Here is a 16,403-nt window from a genome sequence, read left to right on the forward strand (position 1 = left end):
CTGGAGGGCATGAACAATCGGATCAAGGTCATCAAACGGATGGCCTACGGGTACCGTGACACGGCGTACTTCTTCCTGAAGATCCGGGCCGCTTTTCCCGGCAAAGTGCGATGAACCGGAATTTTCGGGGGTGACGCTGGCTGACGGCTCGCTCGGCGATGCGCAGTTGAAACCCGCCCCGGATTATCGCCCGCGCCTGAAGCTCGCCTCGCTGGATATCGAGACCAGCGAGCGCGGCGAGCTGTACTCGATCGCGCTGGAGGGCTGCGGGGCGCGCACGGTCTATATGCTGGGCCCGGCGAACGGGCAGGGCGGCGACGCCGAAGCGGGCCGCGACTTCGAGCTCCACTATTGCGCAAGCCGCAACGCGTTGCTCACCTGTCTCAATGCGTGGATGGCACGCCATGACCCGGATGCGCTCATCGGTTGGAGCCTGATCCAGTTCGACCTGCGCATCCTGCAGCGTCATGCCGAGCAACTGGGCATCCCGCTATTGCTGGGGCGTGGCGGCGAGCCGATGGAGTGGCGCACCCATGGCAGCAAGCTCGATCACTTCTTCGCCGCCGCACCCGGGCGGCTGATCATCGACGGCATCGAGATGCTGCGTCAGGCGACCTGGCGTTTCGCCTCGTTCAGCCTGGAGAACGTCGCCCGGGAACTGCTCGGCGAGGGCAAGGCGATCGACGATCCCTACCAGCGCATGGACGCCATCAATCGCCTGTTCGCCGAGGACAAGCCGGCCCTGGCCCGCTACAACCTCAAGGACTGCGAGCTGGTCACGCGGATCTTCGCGCATACCGAGCTGATCGACTTCCTGCTCGAGCGTGCCACCGTCACCGGACTGCAGGCCGATCGCAGCGGCGGCTCGGTGGCGGCGTTCTCGCATCTCTACCTGCCGCGTATGCACCGGCTCGGTTTCGTGGCTCCCAACCTGGGTAGTCAGCGTGGCGAGAACAGTCCCGGCGGCTTCGTGATGGATTCACGCCCGGGGCTCTACGATTCGGTGCTGGTGCTCGATTTCAAGAGCCTCTATCCCTCGATCATCCGCACCTTCCTGATCGACCCGGTGGGGCTGGCGCAGGGGCTGGCCGAGCCCGAGAACGAGACGCTGCCCGGCTTTCGCGGCGCGCGCTTCTCGCGCACCCGCCATGCGCTGCCCGAGATGGTGGCGCGGGTCTGGCAGGGGCGCGAAGTCGCCAAGCGCGAGGGCAACGCACCGCTTTCCCAGGCGCTGAAGATCATCATGAACTCCTTCTACGGCGTACTGGGCGCCTCGGGCTGCCGGTTCTTCGACCCGCGCCTGTCGTCGTCGATCACCCTGCGCGGCCACGAGATCATGCACCGCACCCGCGAACTGATCGAGGCCGAGGGATATACCGTTATCTACGGTGATACCGACTCGACGTTCGTGTGGTTGGGTCGTGCCCACGAAGACGACGAGGCCGCCCGGATCGGCCGGCAGCTGGTCCAGCGCGTCAACGCCTGGTGGCGCGAACATCTGCGCCAGCAATACACGCTGGAAAGTGCCCTGGAACTGCAGTTCGAGACGCACTTTCGGCGTTTTCTGATGCCGACCATTCGCGGCGCGGAGGTGGGCAGCAAGAAACGCTACGCCGGATTGGTGCGCGAGGCCGACGGCAGCGAGCGGCTGGTGTTCAAGGGCTTGGAAACGGTGCGCGCCGACTGGTCGCCGCTGGCCAAGCGTTTCCAGCAGGAGCTTTACCGGCGGATCTTCGTCGGCGAGCCCCACCGCGACTTCGTGCGCGACTATGTGCAGCGTACCCTCGCCGGCGAGTACGACGAGCGGTTGATCTATCGCAAGCGGCTGCGTCGCAAGCTCGACGATTATCGACGTAACGTGCCGCCGCACGTACGCGCGGCACGTCTCGCCGACGCCTACAACGACCAGATGGGGCGGCCTCGACAATACCAGCACGGCGGCTGGATCAGCTACGTGATGACCTTGGCGGGACCGGAGCCACTGGAAACGCGGCGCTCGCCCATCGACTACCAGCATTACCTGACTCGCCAGTTGCAGCCGGTGGCCGATGCGATCCTGCCGTTCGTCGCTGACGACTTCGATGCCCTGACCGACCGTCAGTTGGGGTTGTTCTAGTCCAACGGCATTGCCGCAATCATGCCGATACAAAAACAAGGCCCCGCAAGAGCGGGGCCAATATCTTTCCATGATCATGTCGATCGGCATGAAGTGCCGTTTCACTCACTCAGGTGGATGCTTGCACCTGTGCGGATTCCTCCATGGGGGCCTCCCCCCTTGAGGTTTCCAGCCGGCGCGTTTCGGAGCGCTGCTGACTCGAGACGTCGATCTCGATCTCGCGCGGCTTCTGCGCTTCGGGAATCTCGCGCAGCAGGTCGATGATCAGCAGGCCGTTTTCCAGTTTCGCGCCGCGCACCTCGATATGATCTTCAAGCCGATAGGTCAGCTTGAAGGAGCGCTGGGCGATGCCCTGGTGCATGTACCGAACCCGATCGTCCTGCTCGGCCTGGGGCTTGGCGCCGGAAACGCTGAGCACGCCCCCTTCGAGCTGAATGCTCAGTTCCTGCTCGGTGAACCCGGCCACGGCCAGGATGATGCGGTACTCGTTCTCGCCATGCTTCTCGACGTTGTACGGCGGAAAGCCGGTTGTTGCGCTGCTTTCGAAGGCGCGTTCGAATAGATCGTTGAAGCGATCGAAACCGATCGAGTGACGGAAGAGCGGTTCCAGTGAGAATGCCGTATTCATAGTATGTTCTCCCCATTTGATGAGCGAAGCCATACCCCTATTGACGGGACCCACTTGGCGGCATCCCATGGCTAGGGATCTACCTTTCGGCACTTCATGAAATGGGGTCTGATACAACCGCTTCAATAGGCATATTTGTAAAAAATTGTATCAGGGCCTGTTGACGTTTTGTCGCGCTGGCTCCGTCAGTTGCCAGAAGCGGTACACGAAAGCTGTCAGTCCCGCCTGGATACTCTTTTGTCTGCCCGCGACATGTTCCAGCTTGAATGTCTTGCAAGTGATTGCTTACAAGTTCATATCCCAGCTATCGGCAGCCGAGGGAGAGGATTGGGCCGGGATGGGTACGAACGTCAACGCGTGGCGCGCTGCATGGCCTGAGCGCCGGTGGGCCGATCACAAGCCGAGCTGCCCAAGAAAGTGCGCCAGCAGCGCCGGTTCGAGTATCAGCGCGATGACCACGCCACCGAGTGCGCCGCCCAGGTGCGCTTCGTGAGCCAGCCCGCCGGCCTGGTCGGGGGCACGGCTGCGCATGGCGTACAGCGACAGGGCGACGAAGCCGATGGCGAACAGGATCGCCGGGATGGGAATGGCGAAGAACAGATAGAGCAGCCGGAAAGGTTCGTAGAGGCAGAAGGCGAAGACCACGCCGGTAATCGCCCCCGACGCGCCGACCGCCGAGTAGCGCGGGCTGTTGCGATGGACGATCAGCGCTAGCCCCTGGGCGGCAAGATCGGAACCGAAATACAAAAGCAGATAGCGCAGCGGCCCCAGAGCGGCTTCCAGCCAGGGGCCGAAGAAGTACAGCGTCAGCATGTTGACCAGTAGGTGCGCGCCGTTGACGTGCAGGAAGCCCGCGCTCAGCAGGCGATGGAACTCGCCGTGACGCAGGATGCGCTCTGGCCGAAAGGCCAGCGTGGCGAAGAGCTGAGGCCGGCGATGCAGCACGAACAGGCTGATGGCAACGTTGACGACGAGCAGCGCCAGGGTGATCGGCGCCTGGGTCAGATCAAGCATGGCGTTCCTCTGCTCTACTCTCTGCTGATGAAGCGCACCACGGCCTGCTGATGAAGCGCACCACGGCATTGTTGGCCACCAGTCATTGAGCATGCAACCTCTTCGTCGGGCACTTGTCGGAAAGATAGCCTTCGTCACTACGTATCGATCCAAGGAGACACCTCGTGCTCGACGCTATCCAGCAATTCTTTCAGCGTGCCTTGACCATGCCGGGAGCCGACGACGACCAGCGGCATTTGACCCTGGAACTGGCCACCGCGGCGCTGCTTTGCGAAATCGTGCGTGCCGACCAACGCACCGATCCCGCCGAACTCGACGCCTGGCGGGGCATGCTAAAGGCACGCTTTTCCCTGGACGATCAACGGGTCGATGAGCTGATGGCGCTGGCGACCCACGAGACGAACCAGGCAGTCGATCATTTCCAGTTCGTGCGGCTGGTCAACGAGCATTACGACTACGCCGACAAGGTCGCACTGGTCGAGTTGATGTGGCAGCTGGCCTACGTCGACGAGGCGCTTGATGCCCATGAAGAGCACCGCATCCGCAAGCTGGCGGATCTGCTGTTCGTCCGCCACAGCGATTTCATCCGTGCCAAGCTGCGGGTCCAGGCGCGGCGCGGCGGTGTATCGGGGTGAAGAGCATGGGCATCGGGTTGGGGTGGCCCGCTCGGGCGAGCCGGGTTGGCTAGCGATGCGGACTCTGGTGCCAGGGCAGGCCGGCGCGAGCACTGCGTTCGAGCTCGGCGATCACCTGGGCGCCGAGCAGCAGGATCACCGCACCGATCTCGAGACTCAGCAGCACCACGATCAGCGTCGCCAATGAGCCGTAGACAGCATTGACGTAGGAAACGTTGGCAAAGTAGTAACTCAGGGTAAGCCGGACGATCTCCCACAGCAGGGCGGCGACAAAGCCGCCGATCAGCGCGCGATGGGGCGCGATGCGCACCACCGGCATGATCTTGTAGATGGCGCTGAACAGCCCGCACAGACCGACGAAACTCAAGACATTGAGCGATATTACAGCCACGCTGGCCGAGGGCAGCTCGATGTCGAACAGCATGATTACTATTTGATTGAAGGCATTGCCCATCGCGACCAGCACGGTCAGCGCCAGCAAGCCGGCACCGAGTACCAACATGAAGGCGTAGGGCAACAGCGCCGACACCCAGAAACGGCGCTTCTTGTCGACCTCGTCGGCCTGGTGGAAAATCAGCGCGATGGAATCCTCGAGCATGCGAAAGGCGAATGAGCTGAAGAACAGCAATACCAGAGTCCCGACGAAGCCCACGACATTGCGCGAATCGACCAGCGTACGCACCGCATCGAGAATCACGTCGGCGTGGGCCGGTGCCAGGTGCTGGGCCTGAATGGCGATGATACCCAGCAGGCGTTGTTCATCGACGATATGGGTCAGCAGCACGGAGAGCAGGGCGAACAGCGGAACGGTCGAGAGCAGGACGTTATAGCCGACGCCGCCGGCCAGAAGAATGCCGCGATTGTGCAGGAAAGCGGCGAGTACGCGCCATGAGAACTGCCAGACCTGGCGGGCCAGAACGAGACGTTGCATTCCATTCCCTTGCAGCTTGGAACAAAGGTCCCGAAACGATGTGCTTCGGGCAGTCGTTGACGGTTCCCTGCCGGGCGGCTGGCAACGAGGATGGCTGTCATCCGACACTGACAGTATCCGCCAGGAAGCACTCGAGCACCAAGCCGTGGCAGGCGCTGGAGCGCTTCATGCGGACACGCACGCCGGAGCCCGCCTGAATGAGGCGTACTCACTGACAAGCAATCGAGGAGTTCCTCGGCAGCGCCAGGCTCACAGGGAGGTGATGCATGCATGAGGAACATGAAGACGCAGAGCCGGAAAACCTAGAGCAATTGCTCGCCGAGCTCGAGCGGGCCGTCAGCGAAGAGCGCCAATCCGGCGCGCCGGTCAGCCTGGCGCTGCTGCTCGAGGCGGTGGGCAACCGGGCGTTCGGCCCGTTATTGATAATTGCCGGGCTGATCACGGTCATGCCCCTGGTGGGCGATATTCCCGGCGTGCCGACGCTGATGGCGTTGCTGGTGGCGCTCAGTGCGGGCCAGCTGCTATTGCGACGCAAGCGCCTATGGTTGCCGAAGTGGCTGTTGCGCCGCTCGCTGTCCCGGTATCACTTTCTCAAGGGGTTGCGCCGTCTGTATCCGCTGGCGTGCTGGACCGACCGATTGCTGAAGCCGCGTCTGACCGGGCTGACCCGGGGCGCCGGCCTGCAGTGCGTGGCGCTGACCTGCCTGGCCATTGCCTTGTGCATGCCGCTGATGGAGCTCGTGCCGTTCTCCGCAACCGGCGCCGGCGCGGCACTGACCGCCTTCGGCCTGGCGCTGATCGCCCGCGATGGCCTGGTGGCATTGATTGCACTGGGCGTGACCCTGGCGACCGCGGTACTGGTGGCCCAGTCGCTCTGGTGAGCTTTCGTCGGGTGCCGTAAAGTAGCGGGCCAATCGTCGACCGGAGGTTCCATGCTGGAAATTTCCCGCCAGGTCAGCCTGCCCGACAGCGAATTCGAGATTCAGGCCGTGCGCGCCCAGGGCGCAGGTGGCCAGAACGTCAACAAGGTCGCTTCAGCGGTGCATCTGCGCTTTGACATCGGCGCCTCGTCGTTGCCGGCCCTCTACAAGGAGCGCTTGCTGGTGCTGGCCGATCAGCGCATCACCCGGCAGGGCGTGGTCGTGATCAAGGCGCAGCGCTACCGGACTCAGGAGCAGAATCGCGAGGATGCCCGGATGCGGCTGCGCGAGCTGATCCGTAGCGTGGCCCGCGAACGTCCCAGGCGAATACCCACGCGCCCCAGCAAGGCGGCCAAGCGTAGGCGAGTGGATGCCAAGACGCGCAAGGGCAAGCACAAGGCGCTGCGCGGCAGGATCGATAGCGAGTGAATGGCCGCTGTACAAGGCGACGTTGAATTTTCGTTCTACTCAATTAGTGAATTCGTCTTGCCCATCGGGGTGTTCATGGCCATGGTGAACTGGTACGCAGCCGAACCTAGGAGATGATCCATGGCCGAGACACCGCCGGAGCAGCCCCAGAACAAGCCCCAGAGCCCTTTCAAGGATAATCGGGTACGCATCGTCGTTGTGGTCGCGATAATCGCGGTGATCGTGGCGATCTTCGTGGCCTCCAACGCCAGTTCGCAGAAGGAGAAATGGCAGGCTCAACGCGAGTCGATGCAGGCACAGATCGCCCAGCTTCAGAACGAAAAACAATCCCTGCAACAGCGCAACGCCGATTTCGAGAAGGCCTATTCAAGCGTCGAAGCGGCCCAGCAGGAGCAGCAGTCGCTCGAGCAGCAGAATAGCCAGGCGCAGGAGCAGCTCAGCCAACTGCAGTCGCAGGTCGAGGACGTGCAGGCCCAGCTCGAGGAAACACAGGCTCGACTGGCACAGCGCACACAGCAACTGAAAGCCTTGCAGGATCAGGTCGGCCAGGCCCAGGCCCAGCTCGAGGATCTCAATGGCCAGGCTCAGCAGGCCCAGCAGCGTCTCGACAGCGCTCAGTCCGAATTGAAGAAGACGCAGCAGCAAATCGCCGATGCCGAGGGCCGTCGCACCGAGCTCGAGGAGAAGGTCAAGGCGCAGCAATCGCGTCTCGAACAGTTGGCCGAGCAGCTCGATACGCGGCAAACGGAACTTGCCGACATCGAAGGTCAGAAGACCACCGCCAAGGAAAATCTCGGACAGCTCAAGCAATCGCTGGCCGAAGTACAGCAGCGCGAGAAGTCGATGAGCGCCCAGGTCGCGTCCGCTGAGCAGCGCTTGAGCGAGCTGCAGGCGCAGATCCAGACGCGCACCCAGCGTCTCGGCAAACTCCAGACCTCCATCGCCAACATCCAGCAGGAGCTTTCCAGCATCGCCGCGATGCAGGAGACGCTGAACGAGCTCTCCCAGCGCATCGGTTCCGCTACGTCAGCCGGGGACGAGACGCCGTCAGGCGCGCAGGGCGCTTCGGACCAACCGCAGAATGGTTCTGAACCGGCCGGTGACGGCCAGCAAGATGGCGTCCAGAGTGGCGCGGACCAAAGTGGTAATAGCCAGAGCGGCGATTCCCGGGGCTCGCAAGGCGGTTCGGGCGCGTCGCAAGGCCAGGAGCGGTCTTCCTCCGGTCAGCAGGGCCAGCCGCAGGGCGATCAGCCACAGAGTGGATCCGAGACTCAGAGCGAGCAGAGCGAGGAGGCATCCCCGCAATCCTGATCATGTATTGAGTTGCTGATCTCATTTCGCCCGGCCAAATGGCCGGGCGTTTTATTTTCAGATCGGACCTAAGCGATGCTAAGCCATGCGTGGCACGCTATCCGTGGCCGGTATGCGCTACGCTCAAGCAACTGGGCAATATCGATAACAGCAACAATCACAGTACTGCGAGGCATTCATGAATAGATTGACTGTGGCACGGGCAATCTCGCTGATTGCTATCACCATCACGAGCGCCGTCACGGCGATGGCCAACGAAGACAGCCCCGCGACGGTGAAAATCACCCCGCTGGGAAGCCAGGACGGCGAGTTTTGCCGCTACGACCGGGCGCTGATCCTCGAGGATCCCAACGGCACCCGGTTGCTCTACGATGCCGGACGGACCGTGCGCGGCGGCGATGATCCGCGGCTCGGTGAAATCGATGCGGTACTGCTCAGCCATGTGCATGGGGACCATCTCGGCGATGTCTATCAGCCTACGGCCAACGCCGGCAGTTGCGCGTCGCCGGATTTTTCGGTGTCGGCCACGCCTGAATCCAATACCGTGCGCATTGCCGTGGCCAAGCAGGCCACGCTGCTAGTGGGCGGCGAGATGCCGGGGTTCTTCGAAAACAAGGTCGCTGCGGCCGGCGGTAGCGAAGAGCAGGTACAGTTGCTGCGCTTCGGTGGTGAAGCCGAGGTTGCAGGTGTCAAGATAGCCAGTGTGCCGGCCGTGCACAGTAACGGTCTGGGCCCGGCGTTCATCGAGGGCCAAGTCGGCGAGATGTTGGCAGCCAGCGGGCTGACCGCCTATGTCGGCCCGCCGGGTGGCTACGTGGTGAGCTTTTCCAATGGGCTGGTGGTTTATCTGTCCGGTGATACCGGGGTGACCGCCGAGCAGGATCTGGTGGTCAGACAGCTCTATGGCGCCGAGCTGGCGGTGATCAATATCGGCGATACCTTCACCACGGGCCCGAGCGAAGCCGCATACGTCATCGATGAAATGGTCCAGCCGAATGCGGTGATTCCTTCGCATGCCAACGAAGAGGCTACTCGTGATGGCGAATTGCTGCCTGATACGCGCACTGCAACATTCGCCGAGGCGGTCTCCGTGCCGGTGCACCTGCCGCTTAGCGGGCGCACCCTGGCTTTCGATGACCAAGGGCGCTGTGTCGGTGGCTGTCAGGGGCGCCGCTGAGCTGCCCACCGGGGAAGGACCCCCAGCGCTGCTCGACCGGTTCGTCTCTCGGCGCGCATGCGGTAGAACTCATCGGTGCCGTGCGAGGCTTCGCCGAGCAGCACGAACGGACGCTCGCCGACCTGCTCCATTAGCCGGTCGTAATCGCTGGGCTGGCCCGCCAGGCGCGAAGCGAGACCGTTCACACAATCGAGCGGCGTCATCATGGCCTCCTTGCTCTGGTAATGCCGACAGGTTGACTGTAGCCAAGCTCTTCAGGGGACGCATGGGCAGCGCAGCGCTCGGTGAGGGCGAGAAGGGCGGCTGCATGTACTAGGCTGATTGCAGAGTCATTGCGCCAATGGGCAGGGAGATAGCCACCATGCAACACGACGAATATCGCCACCACCTCGCGCCGCTGGCTGGCAGCGAGTGCGCCTTCGAGGAAGCGGAGCTACAGCGGCGTCGGGACACTGTCGTCAAGGCAATGAAGGACGCCGACATTGATGCGCTGTTGCTGACCGCACCGGCCGATATCTTCTACCTGACCGGCTACAGCACCTTCGAGGTCGCGGTCCACTCGGCGCTGGTGATGACCGCCGACCACATGATGCTGCAAGTGCCGTCGATCGAAGTGGGGCCGGCGGTGACCTGCACCCGCGTCGAGGATATACGCAGCTACCGCTGGGAGGGGCTCGCCGAGGTCCTCGCTCCGTTGACGAAGGTACTGGGCGAGGTGGGCGAATGCATCGGCATCGACCCGTGGCATGGCTCGCTGCGCCAGGGCGTGATCGATGCGCTGCGTCAGCGCCTGCCGGGCCACGAGTTCGTCGACGCCTCGGCGCTGCTGCATGGCATCAAGCTCGTCAAGTCGTCGGCCGAGCTGGAGTGTTTGACCGAGAGCGCCCGAATCACCGGGCGGGGCATCGAGGCGGCGGCCGATGCGGTGCGCGCCGACGCCACCGATAGCGAGATCGCCGCGGTGGGGGCCCAGGCCCTGCATCAGGCGGGCAGCGAGTTCATGAGCATGCAGCCGATCGTGGTGGCCGGCGTGCGCAGCAGTGTCGGTCATCTCAATCATCGTCGCCGGCCGATCGCCGCCGACGAGCCGGTATTCCTCGAGTTCGGCGCGGCCTGGAACCGTTACACCGCACCGATGATGCGCACCGTGGTCGCCGGGCGGCCTTCGGCGCGGATGGTCGAGGTGTTCGATACCTGCCGGCGCATCTACGACGCGCTGCTACCCGCGATGCGTCCCGGGGCCAGTTTCGACAGCGCGGCCCGCGACGCCGAAACGGCCTTCGAGTCGTTGGCCGGGCAGGCCTATTTCTCCGGGGTGTTCGGCTACGCGGTGGGCGCGCAGTTCCCGCCGTCCTGGGTCGAGGGTTCGGGGTTCATCGCCCGCGGCCAGAGCCGCTGCTTCGAGGAAAACATGGTCTTCCATCTGCCGTTGTGCCTGCGCTTGCCCGGCGAATGGGGCATCGGCTGCAGCGACACGGTACGCGTCAGCGCCGACGGCGGCGTGCCATTGACCGCCAACCCCTGGTCGCTGACCGCCGGCTGAAGCCAGGATCCGGCCGAACGCTTGGTCCTCGGCGCGCGGCGCGCGTTATACTGCGGCCAAGTTAGGAAAACCCTGAATAAATAGGCGAGCGGAATCAAGCGCAAGGCGTACGGAGCACAGGAACCGGAGCATATGGGTATATGTGAGGATTCCGCGCACCGCACAACGCAGCGATTTACCCGCGCAGACATTTATGCAGTTTTTCCTTAGGCATCGGTCGAACCCGGTGTCGTAACATTCAAGGAAAGGAGTCAGCCGTGATCGAGGGTGTGAAGCATATCGTGGCCGTTGCCTCGGGCAAGGGCGGGGTCGGCAAGTCCACGGTGACCGCCAATCTGGCGTTGGCGATGGCCGCCGAAGGCTACCGGGTGGGCCTGCTGGACGCCGACATCTATGGGCCCAGCCAGGCGCAGATGCTGGGCATTGCCGCGGGCACGCGCCCCGAGGTGGTCAGCGAGAACAGTTTCAAGCCGATCATCGCCCACGGCCTGCAGGCGATGTCGATGGCGCTGATGGTCGATGTCAACGAGCCCATGGTATGGCGCGGACCGATGGTTACCGGGGCCTTCCAGCAGCTGCTCAACCAGACGCTGTGGGACGACCTGGATTATCTGTTCATCGACATGCCGCCGGGCACCGGCGACATTCAGCTGACGCTGGCGCAGAAGGTACCGGTCTCCGGCGCGGTGATCGTCACCACGCCGCAGGACATCGCCTTGCTCGATGCGCGCAAGGGCATCGAGATGTTCCGCAAGGTTAACGTGCCGGTGCTGGGCGTGGTCGAGAACATGAGCCTGCACATCTGCTCCAACTGCGGGCACAGCGAGCCGATCTTCGGCGCCGGGGGCGGCGAGCGGATCGCCGCGCAGTACGACACCCGCCTGCTGGGACAACTGCCGTTGCAACTGTCGATTCGCGAGCAGGCCGACGGCGGCCGGCCCAGCGTGGTCGCCGAGCCGGAGGGCGGGATCGCCGCGACGTTCCGCGAGGTGGCGCGGGCGGTGGCCGCAGGCGTCGAGAGCCAGCGCGAGGAGGGGCCGAGTATTTCGTTCGGCGAATGAGGTGCTGTTGAAAGCGACTCGCTTTTGAAACGCCGCGGGGGCCGTTATGATGACGGCCCCTTTTTATCGATCCCGACCATGATCGCATTCGATCCCGACCATGATCGCGTTTCGATCCCGACCACGATCGCGTTTCGATCCCGACCACGATCGCGTTTCGACCCCTTTTTACGACCGCATGACCCGAGGACGCCCGATGAGCATCAAATCCGATAACTGGATTCGCCGCATGGCCGAACAGCACGGCATGATCGAGCCCTTCGAGTTCGATCAGGTCCGCCACGTCGACGGCCGGCGGGTGATCTCCTACGGCACGTCCAGCTACGGTTACGATGTGCGTTGCGCCGACGAATTCAAGGTGTTCACCAATATCCACTCGGCGGTGGTCGACCCCAAGCGCTTCGACGAGAAGAGCTTCGTCGACGTCAAGGGCGATGCCTGCGTGATTCCGCCCAACTCCTTCGCGCTGGCGCGCACCGTCGAGTACTTTCGCATTCCGCGCAGCGTGTTGACCATCTGCCTGGGCAAGTCGACCTACGCGCGCTGCGGGATCATCGTCAACGTCACCCCGCTGGAACCGGAGTGGGAAGGCCACGTGACTCTGGAGTTCTCCAACACCACCAACCTGCCGGCGCGGATCTATGCCAACGAGGGGGTGGCGCAGATGCTGTTCCTGGAGTCCGACGAGGAGTGCGCGATCTCCTACAAGGATCGCGGCGGCAAGTACATGGGCCAGCGTGGCGTGACACTACCCAGGACCTGAGCCGGCCCGGCCTCCGGCCGGGAGCTATAAGCAATCAGCTTGAAGCTGTAAGAAAAAGCGAACCCCACGAGCCTTGGGCCAGTGGGGTTCGCTTTTGATTATCTGGCTTACAGCTTACAGCTTACAGCTTACAGCTTACAGCTTACAGCTCCTCGTCCAGCTCCTCGGCGGCATCGTCGTGCGACAGCCGCATGCCCTGCGGCGGCAGCGCCGTACCATCGAGGGTCGGGCCTTCGGTGCCGAGCTGCAGCCGGCCCTCGAGGAACCAGCGCACGGCGATCGGGTAGATCAGGTGCTCGCGGGCGTGGATGCGCGCGACGAGCCGCTCTTCGCTATCGCCGCGGCGTACCTTGAGGGCGGCCTGCATCACCACCGGTCCGCCATCGAGATCCTCGGTGACGAAATGCACACTGACGCCGTGTTCCTCGGCGCCGTCGGCGAGTACCCGGGCATGGGTATCCAGGCCGGGGTACGCGGGCAGCAGTGACGGATGAATATTCAGCAGGCGACCGTAGTAACGTTGCACGAAGCGTGGGGTAAGGATACGCATGAAGCCGGCCAGCACCACCAGGTCGGGCTGATGACGCTCGATCACCTTGATCAGCGCGCCGTCGAAGGCCTCGCGACTGTCGTACTCGCGATGCGGCAGGGCGACCGCTTCGATGCCCGCGTCGTGGGCGCGCTTGAGACCGTAGGCGTCGGCCTTGTTGGAGATCACCGCGACGATCTCGCCGCCCAGTTCGTCGTAGGACTGGGCGTCGATCAGCGCCTGCAGGTTGCTGCCGTTGCCGGAAATCAGCACCACCACCCGGCGTGGCTCGGCGGCCTCGGCGGTGAAATCGTTGAGCGTGTCGCCGTTCGCGTCGTCCTGGCTCATGCCTCGAGGTTCTCCATGCGGACCTGCTCCTCGTCGCCGTCACGCGCGACGATGTCGCCGAGCTGGACGACCTGCTCGCCGGCGGCTTCCAGATGGCGCCGGGCTGCGTCGGCCTGGTCGGCGGATACCACCACGACCATGCCGATACCGCAGTTGAGCACGCGATACATCTCGCGCTCGGCGACGTTGCCCTGACGCTGCAGCCAGTCGAACACCGCCGGACGCTGCCAGGCGTTGGCGTCGATGCGCGCGGTGAGATGGTCCGGCAGCACCCGCGGCAGGTTCTCGGTGAGGCCGCCGCCGGTGATGTGCGACAGCGCATGCACGGCGACGCCGCTGTCCTTGATCAGCGAGAGCAGCGGCTTGACGTAGATGCGCGTCGGCGCGAGCAGGGCGTCGCCGAGGCTGCGGCCATCGATGTCGGTCGTCAGGTCGGCCGCGCTGACTTCGAGGATCTTGCGGATCAGCGAATAGCCGTTGGAGTGCGGGCCAGAGGAAGCCAGGCCGAGCAGCACGTCGCCCTTGGCGACCTTGCTGCCGTCGAGAATCTCGGCTTTCTCGACCACGCCGACGCAGAAGCCCGCCAGGTCGTAGTCGCTGCCTTCGTACATGCCGGGCATCTCGGCGGTCTCGCCGCCCACCAGCGCGCAACCGGCCTGCAGACAGCCCTCGCCGATCCCGCTGACGACGTCGGCGGCGATATCCACATCGAGCTTGCCCGTGGCATAGTAGTCGAGAAATTGCAGTGGCTCGGCGCCGGCGACGACCAGGTCGTTGACGCACATTGCCACCAGGTCGATGCCGATGGTGTCGTGACGGCCCAGCTCCATGGCCAGGCGCAACTTGGTGCCCACGCCATCGGTGCCGGTGACCAGCACCGGCTGGCGATAGCCGGCCGGCAGTTCGCACAGCGCGCCGAAGCCGCCCAGTCCGCCCAGCACTTCAGGGCGATGCGTCCGCTTGGCGACGCCCTTGATGCGGTCGACCAGGGCGTTGCCGGCGTCGATGTCCACCCCGGCGTCCTTGTAGCTCAGCGAAGGGGGCATAGGTTTGTCGGAGGCGCTGCGGGTCATGGCATGTCCTGTCAGTAGAAAGCCTAAGCTTGGCGTTAATTGCCCGTCGAGAATGACCTGGAGGAGAAAGCGCGCGCATTGTAGCATCGCGCCTGTCGCGGTGCATCGGCGTGCCGACGCGCATGGATGGAGTGAGTCGCATGACACGATTGCAAGTCTGGACGCTGCTGGGCGTGGCCGCCATGGTCTGGTTGCTGGTATTGCTCGGGCCGATCCTGATGCCATTCTTCGTCGGCATGATCCTGGCCTACCTGGGCGACCCGCTGACCGACTGGCTGGAAGCCAAGGGGCTGTCGCGTCGCCTGGCGGTCAGCGTGGTATTTCTGGTGTTGTCGCTGTGCCTGATAGTCGCCTTCGTGATTCTCATTCCGCTGCTGGGACGTCAGCTGGGGCAACTGATCGAGGCGCTGCCGGAGATGTTCAACTGGGTACAGACCATGATCCTTCCCTGGGTGCGTGAGGTCTCGGGACTCGATTTCAGCACCGACTTCGACCAGCTGCGTCAGGCGTTGATGGCCAACTGGAAGGAAACCGGCACCTTCGCGGCAGGCCTGCTCGCCCAGGTGTCGCGCTCGGGGCTGGCGCTGGCGATCTGGATCGGCAACCTGGCGCTGATCCCGGTGGTGACCTTCTACCTGCTGCTCGACTGGGATCGCCTCAAGCGGCATGTTCGCGATCTACTGCCGCGCCGCTACGAGCCGACGACGACGCGCCTGGCGATACAGTGCGACGAGGTACTGTCGGCTTTCCTGCGCGGTCAGTTGCTGGTGATGTTGAGCCTGGGCATCGTCTATGCCGTGGGGCTGACGCTGCTGGGTATCCAGTTCGGCGTGCTGATCGGCATCGTGGCGGGTCTGGCGAGCATCATTCCCTACCTGGGGGTGATCGTCGGCCTGGCGATCGCCGCGATCGTGGCCTTCTTCCAATATGGCGACGTGCTGTATCTGCTCGGCGTGGCGGCGGTCTTCGGTATTGGCCAGATGCTCGAGGGCATGCTGCTGCAGCCGCTGCTGCTGGGCGACAAGATCGGCCTGCATCCGGTGGCGGTAATCTTCGCCGTGCTGGCCGGCGGCCAACTGTTCGGCTTCACCGGCATCCTGCTGGCGTTGCCGGTGGCGGCAATGGTCATGGTACTATTGCGCTATCTACATGAGCGCTATAAAAACAGCCCCTTATATGAGGCCGAGGGTCCGCCCCGCGGCAACGAGGACAGTCAATGAGCACCGGGCCGGCGCAGCTGCCGTTGGGCGTCGGGCTACGCGACGACGCGACCTTCGGCAACTTCCTGCCGGGCGACAACGCCGCCCTGGTGGCCAAGCTGCGAGCCCAGCTCGACGACCACGGCGAAGCCTTCATCTATCTGTGGGGCGCGCCTGGGTCGGGGCGCAGCCACCTGTTGCAGGCCGCCTGCCATGAGGCCAGCGATCGAGACAAGCGGGCGCTCTATCTGCCGTTGAACGATCTGGGCCATTTTCCCCCGCATATGCTCGAGGACGTCGAGCGGCTCGACCTGGTAGTGATCGACGACATCGACCAGGTGATCGGGCGCAAGCGCTGGGAAGAGGCGCTTTTCCACGGCTTCAACCGCCTGCGCGATGCCGGCAAGCGGCTGGTGATCGCCGCCCCGGCCGCTCCCCGGCAACTGCGTGTCACGCTACCCGACCTGGCATCGCGCCTGACCTGGGGCGTGACCTTCCAGATCCAGCGCCTCGACGACGACGGTCGCTTCGAGGCGCTCAAGCTGCGTGCCAGGGTGCGCGGCATGCAGCTTCCCGATGAGGTCGCCCGCTACATCCTGCATCGCGGGCCGCGCCAGCTCAACGCGCTGTTCGCCATCCTCGAGCGGCTCGACCACGCCTCGCTCACCGCTCAGCGCAAGCTGACCATTCCCTTCGTCAAGCAGGCATTGGGCTGGTGACGAGCGG

Annotated in this window: 18 protein-coding genes; 12 read left to right on the forward strand and 6 right to left on the reverse strand. The window is 64.0% G+C overall.

From position 1 onward, the window contains the following. Window positions 1-114: transposase (locus K7I12_RS14385; RefSeq protein ID WP_171250026.1), on the forward strand; the 114-nt coding region annotated here is incomplete at its 5' end. Window positions 115-130: 16 nt separating this feature from the next. Continuing rightward, window positions 131-2,116, forward strand: a complete 1,986-nt coding sequence (locus tag K7I12_RS14390) for a DNA polymerase II (protein ID WP_231664520.1) — start codon at window positions 131-133, stop codon at window positions 2,114-2,116. A gap of 109 nt (window positions 2,117-2,225) precedes the next feature. On the opposite strand, the gene K7I12_RS14395 is transcribed toward K7I12_RS14390, so the two are convergent. Both K7I12_RS14395 and K7I12_RS14400 read right to left on the reverse strand, forming a co-directional pair. Then, window positions 2,226-2,744: an Hsp20 family protein gene (locus K7I12_RS14395; RefSeq protein WP_035575259.1), complete on the reverse strand. Its 519-nt coding sequence runs from the start codon at window positions 2,742-2,744 to the stop codon at window positions 2,226-2,228. Window positions 2,745-3,137: 393 nt separating this feature from the next. Then, the gene (locus tag K7I12_RS14400) at window positions 3,138-3,758 is read right to left on the reverse strand and encodes a rhomboid family intramembrane serine protease (protein ID WP_031383838.1); all 621 of its coding nucleotides are present in this window, start codon (window positions 3,756-3,758) and stop codon (window positions 3,138-3,140) included. A 164-nt stretch (window positions 3,759-3,922) separates the two neighbouring features. Here K7I12_RS14400 and K7I12_RS14405 point away from each other — a divergent pair, with 164 nt between their 5' ends. After that, entirely contained in the window at window positions 3,923-4,393 is a 471-nt protein-coding gene (locus K7I12_RS14405; RefSeq protein ID WP_031383837.1) for a tellurite resistance TerB family protein, read from the forward strand. Window positions 4,394-4,442: 49 nt separating this feature from the next. Here the strand turns inward: K7I12_RS14405 and K7I12_RS14410 are convergent, their stop codons facing one another. Then, window positions 4,443-5,324, reverse strand: coding sequence for a YihY/virulence factor BrkB family protein (locus tag K7I12_RS14410; RefSeq protein ID WP_031383836.1), 882 nt, complete (start codon window positions 5,322-5,324; stop codon window positions 4,443-4,445). A 266-nt stretch (window positions 5,325-5,590) separates the two neighbouring features. Between K7I12_RS14410 and K7I12_RS14415 the strand changes: the two genes are divergently transcribed. The 4 genes from K7I12_RS14415 to K7I12_RS14430 all read left to right on the forward strand — a co-directional run bounded on the left by K7I12_RS14415 (window position 5,591) and on the right by K7I12_RS14430 (window position 9,161). Continuing rightward, window positions 5,591-6,205, forward strand: coding sequence for an exopolysaccharide biosynthesis protein (locus K7I12_RS14415; protein WP_031383835.1), 615 nt, complete (start codon window positions 5,591-5,593; stop codon window positions 6,203-6,205). Window positions 6,206-6,256: 51 nt separating this feature from the next. Further along, entirely contained in the window at window positions 6,257-6,673 is a 417-nt protein-coding gene (arfB, locus tag K7I12_RS14420) for an alternative ribosome rescue aminoacyl-tRNA hydrolase ArfB (RefSeq protein ID WP_031383834.1), read from the forward strand. 120 nt (window positions 6,674-6,793) lie between these two features. Then, window positions 6,794-7,984: a tropomyosin gene (locus K7I12_RS14425; RefSeq protein WP_231664521.1), complete on the forward strand. Its 1,191-nt coding sequence runs from the start codon at window positions 6,794-6,796 to the stop codon at window positions 7,982-7,984. Between the two features lie 178 nt (window positions 7,985-8,162). Continuing rightward, window positions 8,163-9,161 carry an MBL fold metallo-hydrolase gene (locus K7I12_RS14430; RefSeq protein WP_031383833.1) on the forward strand — a complete coding sequence of 333 codons (999 nt, stop codon included), beginning with the start codon at window positions 8,163-8,165 and terminating at the stop codon, window positions 9,159-9,161. On the opposite strand, the gene K7I12_RS14435 is transcribed toward K7I12_RS14430, so the two are convergent. Next, window positions 9,146-9,364, reverse strand: coding sequence for a hypothetical protein (locus K7I12_RS14435; RefSeq protein ID WP_031383832.1), 219 nt, complete (start codon window positions 9,362-9,364; stop codon window positions 9,146-9,148). The genes K7I12_RS14430 and K7I12_RS14435 overlap by 16 nt on opposite strands. 158 nt (window positions 9,365-9,522) lie before the next feature. Here K7I12_RS14435 and K7I12_RS14440 point away from each other — a divergent pair, with 158 nt between their 5' ends. The 3 genes from K7I12_RS14440 (at window position 9,523) to dcd (ending at window position 12,528) form a co-directional block, all read left to right on the forward strand. Then, a complete protein-coding gene (locus tag K7I12_RS14440) occupies window positions 9,523-10,704 on the forward strand; it encodes a M24 family metallopeptidase (RefSeq protein ID WP_031383831.1) in 1,182 nt (393 codons plus the stop codon). 260 nt (window positions 10,705-10,964) lie between these two features. Next, the gene (gene apbC / locus K7I12_RS14445; protein WP_231664541.1) at window positions 10,965-11,765 is read left to right on the forward strand and encodes an iron-sulfur cluster carrier protein ApbC; all 801 of its coding nucleotides are present in this window, start codon (window positions 10,965-10,967) and stop codon (window positions 11,763-11,765) included. A gap of 196 nt (window positions 11,766-11,961) precedes the next feature. Beyond that, the gene (gene dcd / locus K7I12_RS14450) at window positions 11,962-12,528 is read left to right on the forward strand and encodes a dCTP deaminase (protein ID WP_231664522.1); all 567 of its coding nucleotides are present in this window, start codon (window positions 11,962-11,964) and stop codon (window positions 12,526-12,528) included. A 142-nt stretch (window positions 12,529-12,670) separates the two neighbouring features. On the opposite strand, the gene purN is transcribed toward dcd, so the two are convergent. Continuing rightward, entirely contained in the window at window positions 12,671-13,405 is a 735-nt protein-coding gene (gene purN / locus K7I12_RS14455) for a phosphoribosylglycinamide formyltransferase (protein ID WP_031383828.1), read from the reverse strand. Continuing rightward, the gene (purM, locus tag K7I12_RS14460; protein ID WP_084173451.1) at window positions 13,402-14,478 is read right to left on the reverse strand and encodes a phosphoribosylformylglycinamidine cyclo-ligase; all 1,077 of its coding nucleotides are present in this window, start codon (window positions 14,476-14,478) and stop codon (window positions 13,402-13,404) included. The genes purN and purM overlap by 4 nt, the downstream gene beginning before the upstream one ends. 140 nt (window positions 14,479-14,618) lie before the next feature. Between purM and K7I12_RS14465 the strand changes: the two genes are divergently transcribed. Together K7I12_RS14465 and hda are read left to right on the forward strand one after the other, a co-directional pair. After that, a complete protein-coding gene (locus K7I12_RS14465; RefSeq protein ID WP_031383826.1) occupies window positions 14,619-15,698 on the forward strand; it encodes an AI-2E family transporter in 1,080 nt (359 codons plus the stop codon). Beyond that, window positions 15,695-16,396 (forward strand): DnaA regulatory inactivator Hda, encoded by a 702-nt coding sequence (hda, locus tag K7I12_RS14470; protein ID WP_031383825.1) that lies wholly within the window; start codon window positions 15,695-15,697, stop codon window positions 16,394-16,396. The genes K7I12_RS14465 and hda overlap by 4 nt, the downstream gene beginning before the upstream one ends. The last annotated feature ends 7 nt before the right edge of the window (window positions 16,397-16,403 follow it).

It is taken from the genome of Halomonas sp. IOP_31 (genome assembly GCF_021151495.1).
Lineage (GTDB): Bacteria > Pseudomonadota > Gammaproteobacteria > Pseudomonadales > Halomonadaceae > Modicisalibacter > Modicisalibacter zincidurans.

What these genes read in the sequence shown, in the direction of transcription:
- K7I12_RS14395 (WP_035575259.1), bottom strand. Translation starts at nt 2,744, where the DNA reads ATGAATACGGCATTCTCACTGGAACCGCTCTTCCGTCACTCGATCGGT.
- K7I12_RS14400 (WP_031383838.1), bottom strand. Translation starts at nt 3,758, where the DNA reads ATGCTTGATCTGACCCAGGCGCCGATCACCCTGGCGCTGCTCGTCGTC.
- K7I12_RS14410 (WP_031383836.1), bottom strand. Translation starts at nt 5,324, where the DNA reads ATGCAACGTCTCGTTCTGGCCCGCCAGGTCTGGCAGTTCTCATGGCGC.
- K7I12_RS14415 (WP_031383835.1), top strand. Translation starts at nt 5,591, where the DNA reads ATGCATGAGGAACATGAAGACGCAGAGCCGGAAAACCTAGAGCAATTG.
- arfB (WP_031383834.1), top strand. Translation starts at nt 6,257, where the DNA reads ATGCTGGAAATTTCCCGCCAGGTCAGCCTGCCCGACAGCGAATTCGAG.
- K7I12_RS14425 (WP_231664521.1), top strand. Translation starts at nt 6,794, where the DNA reads ATGGCCGAGACACCGCCGGAGCAGCCCCAGAACAAGCCCCAGAGCCCT.
- K7I12_RS14430 (WP_031383833.1), top strand. Translation starts at nt 8,163, where the DNA reads ATGAATAGATTGACTGTGGCACGGGCAATCTCGCTGATTGCTATCACC.
- K7I12_RS14435 (WP_031383832.1), bottom strand. Translation starts at nt 9,364, where the DNA reads ATGACGCCGCTCGATTGTGTGAACGGTCTCGCTTCGCGCCTGGCGGGC.
- K7I12_RS14440 (WP_031383831.1), top strand. Translation starts at nt 9,523, where the DNA reads ATGCAACACGACGAATATCGCCACCACCTCGCGCCGCTGGCTGGCAGC.
- dcd (WP_231664522.1), top strand. Translation starts at nt 11,962, where the DNA reads ATGAGCATCAAATCCGATAACTGGATTCGCCGCATGGCCGAACAGCAC.
- purN (WP_031383828.1), bottom strand. Translation starts at nt 13,405, where the DNA reads ATGAGCCAGGACGACGCGAACGGCGACACGCTCAACGATTTCACCGCC.
- purM (WP_084173451.1), bottom strand. Translation starts at nt 14,478, where the DNA reads ATGACCCGCAGCGCCTCCGACAAACCTATGCCCCCTTCGCTGAGCTAC.
- K7I12_RS14465 (WP_031383826.1), top strand. Translation starts at nt 14,619, where the DNA reads ATGACACGATTGCAAGTCTGGACGCTGCTGGGCGTGGCCGCCATGGTC.
- hda (WP_031383825.1), top strand. Translation starts at nt 15,695, where the DNA reads ATGAGCACCGGGCCGGCGCAGCTGCCGTTGGGCGTCGGGCTACGCGAC.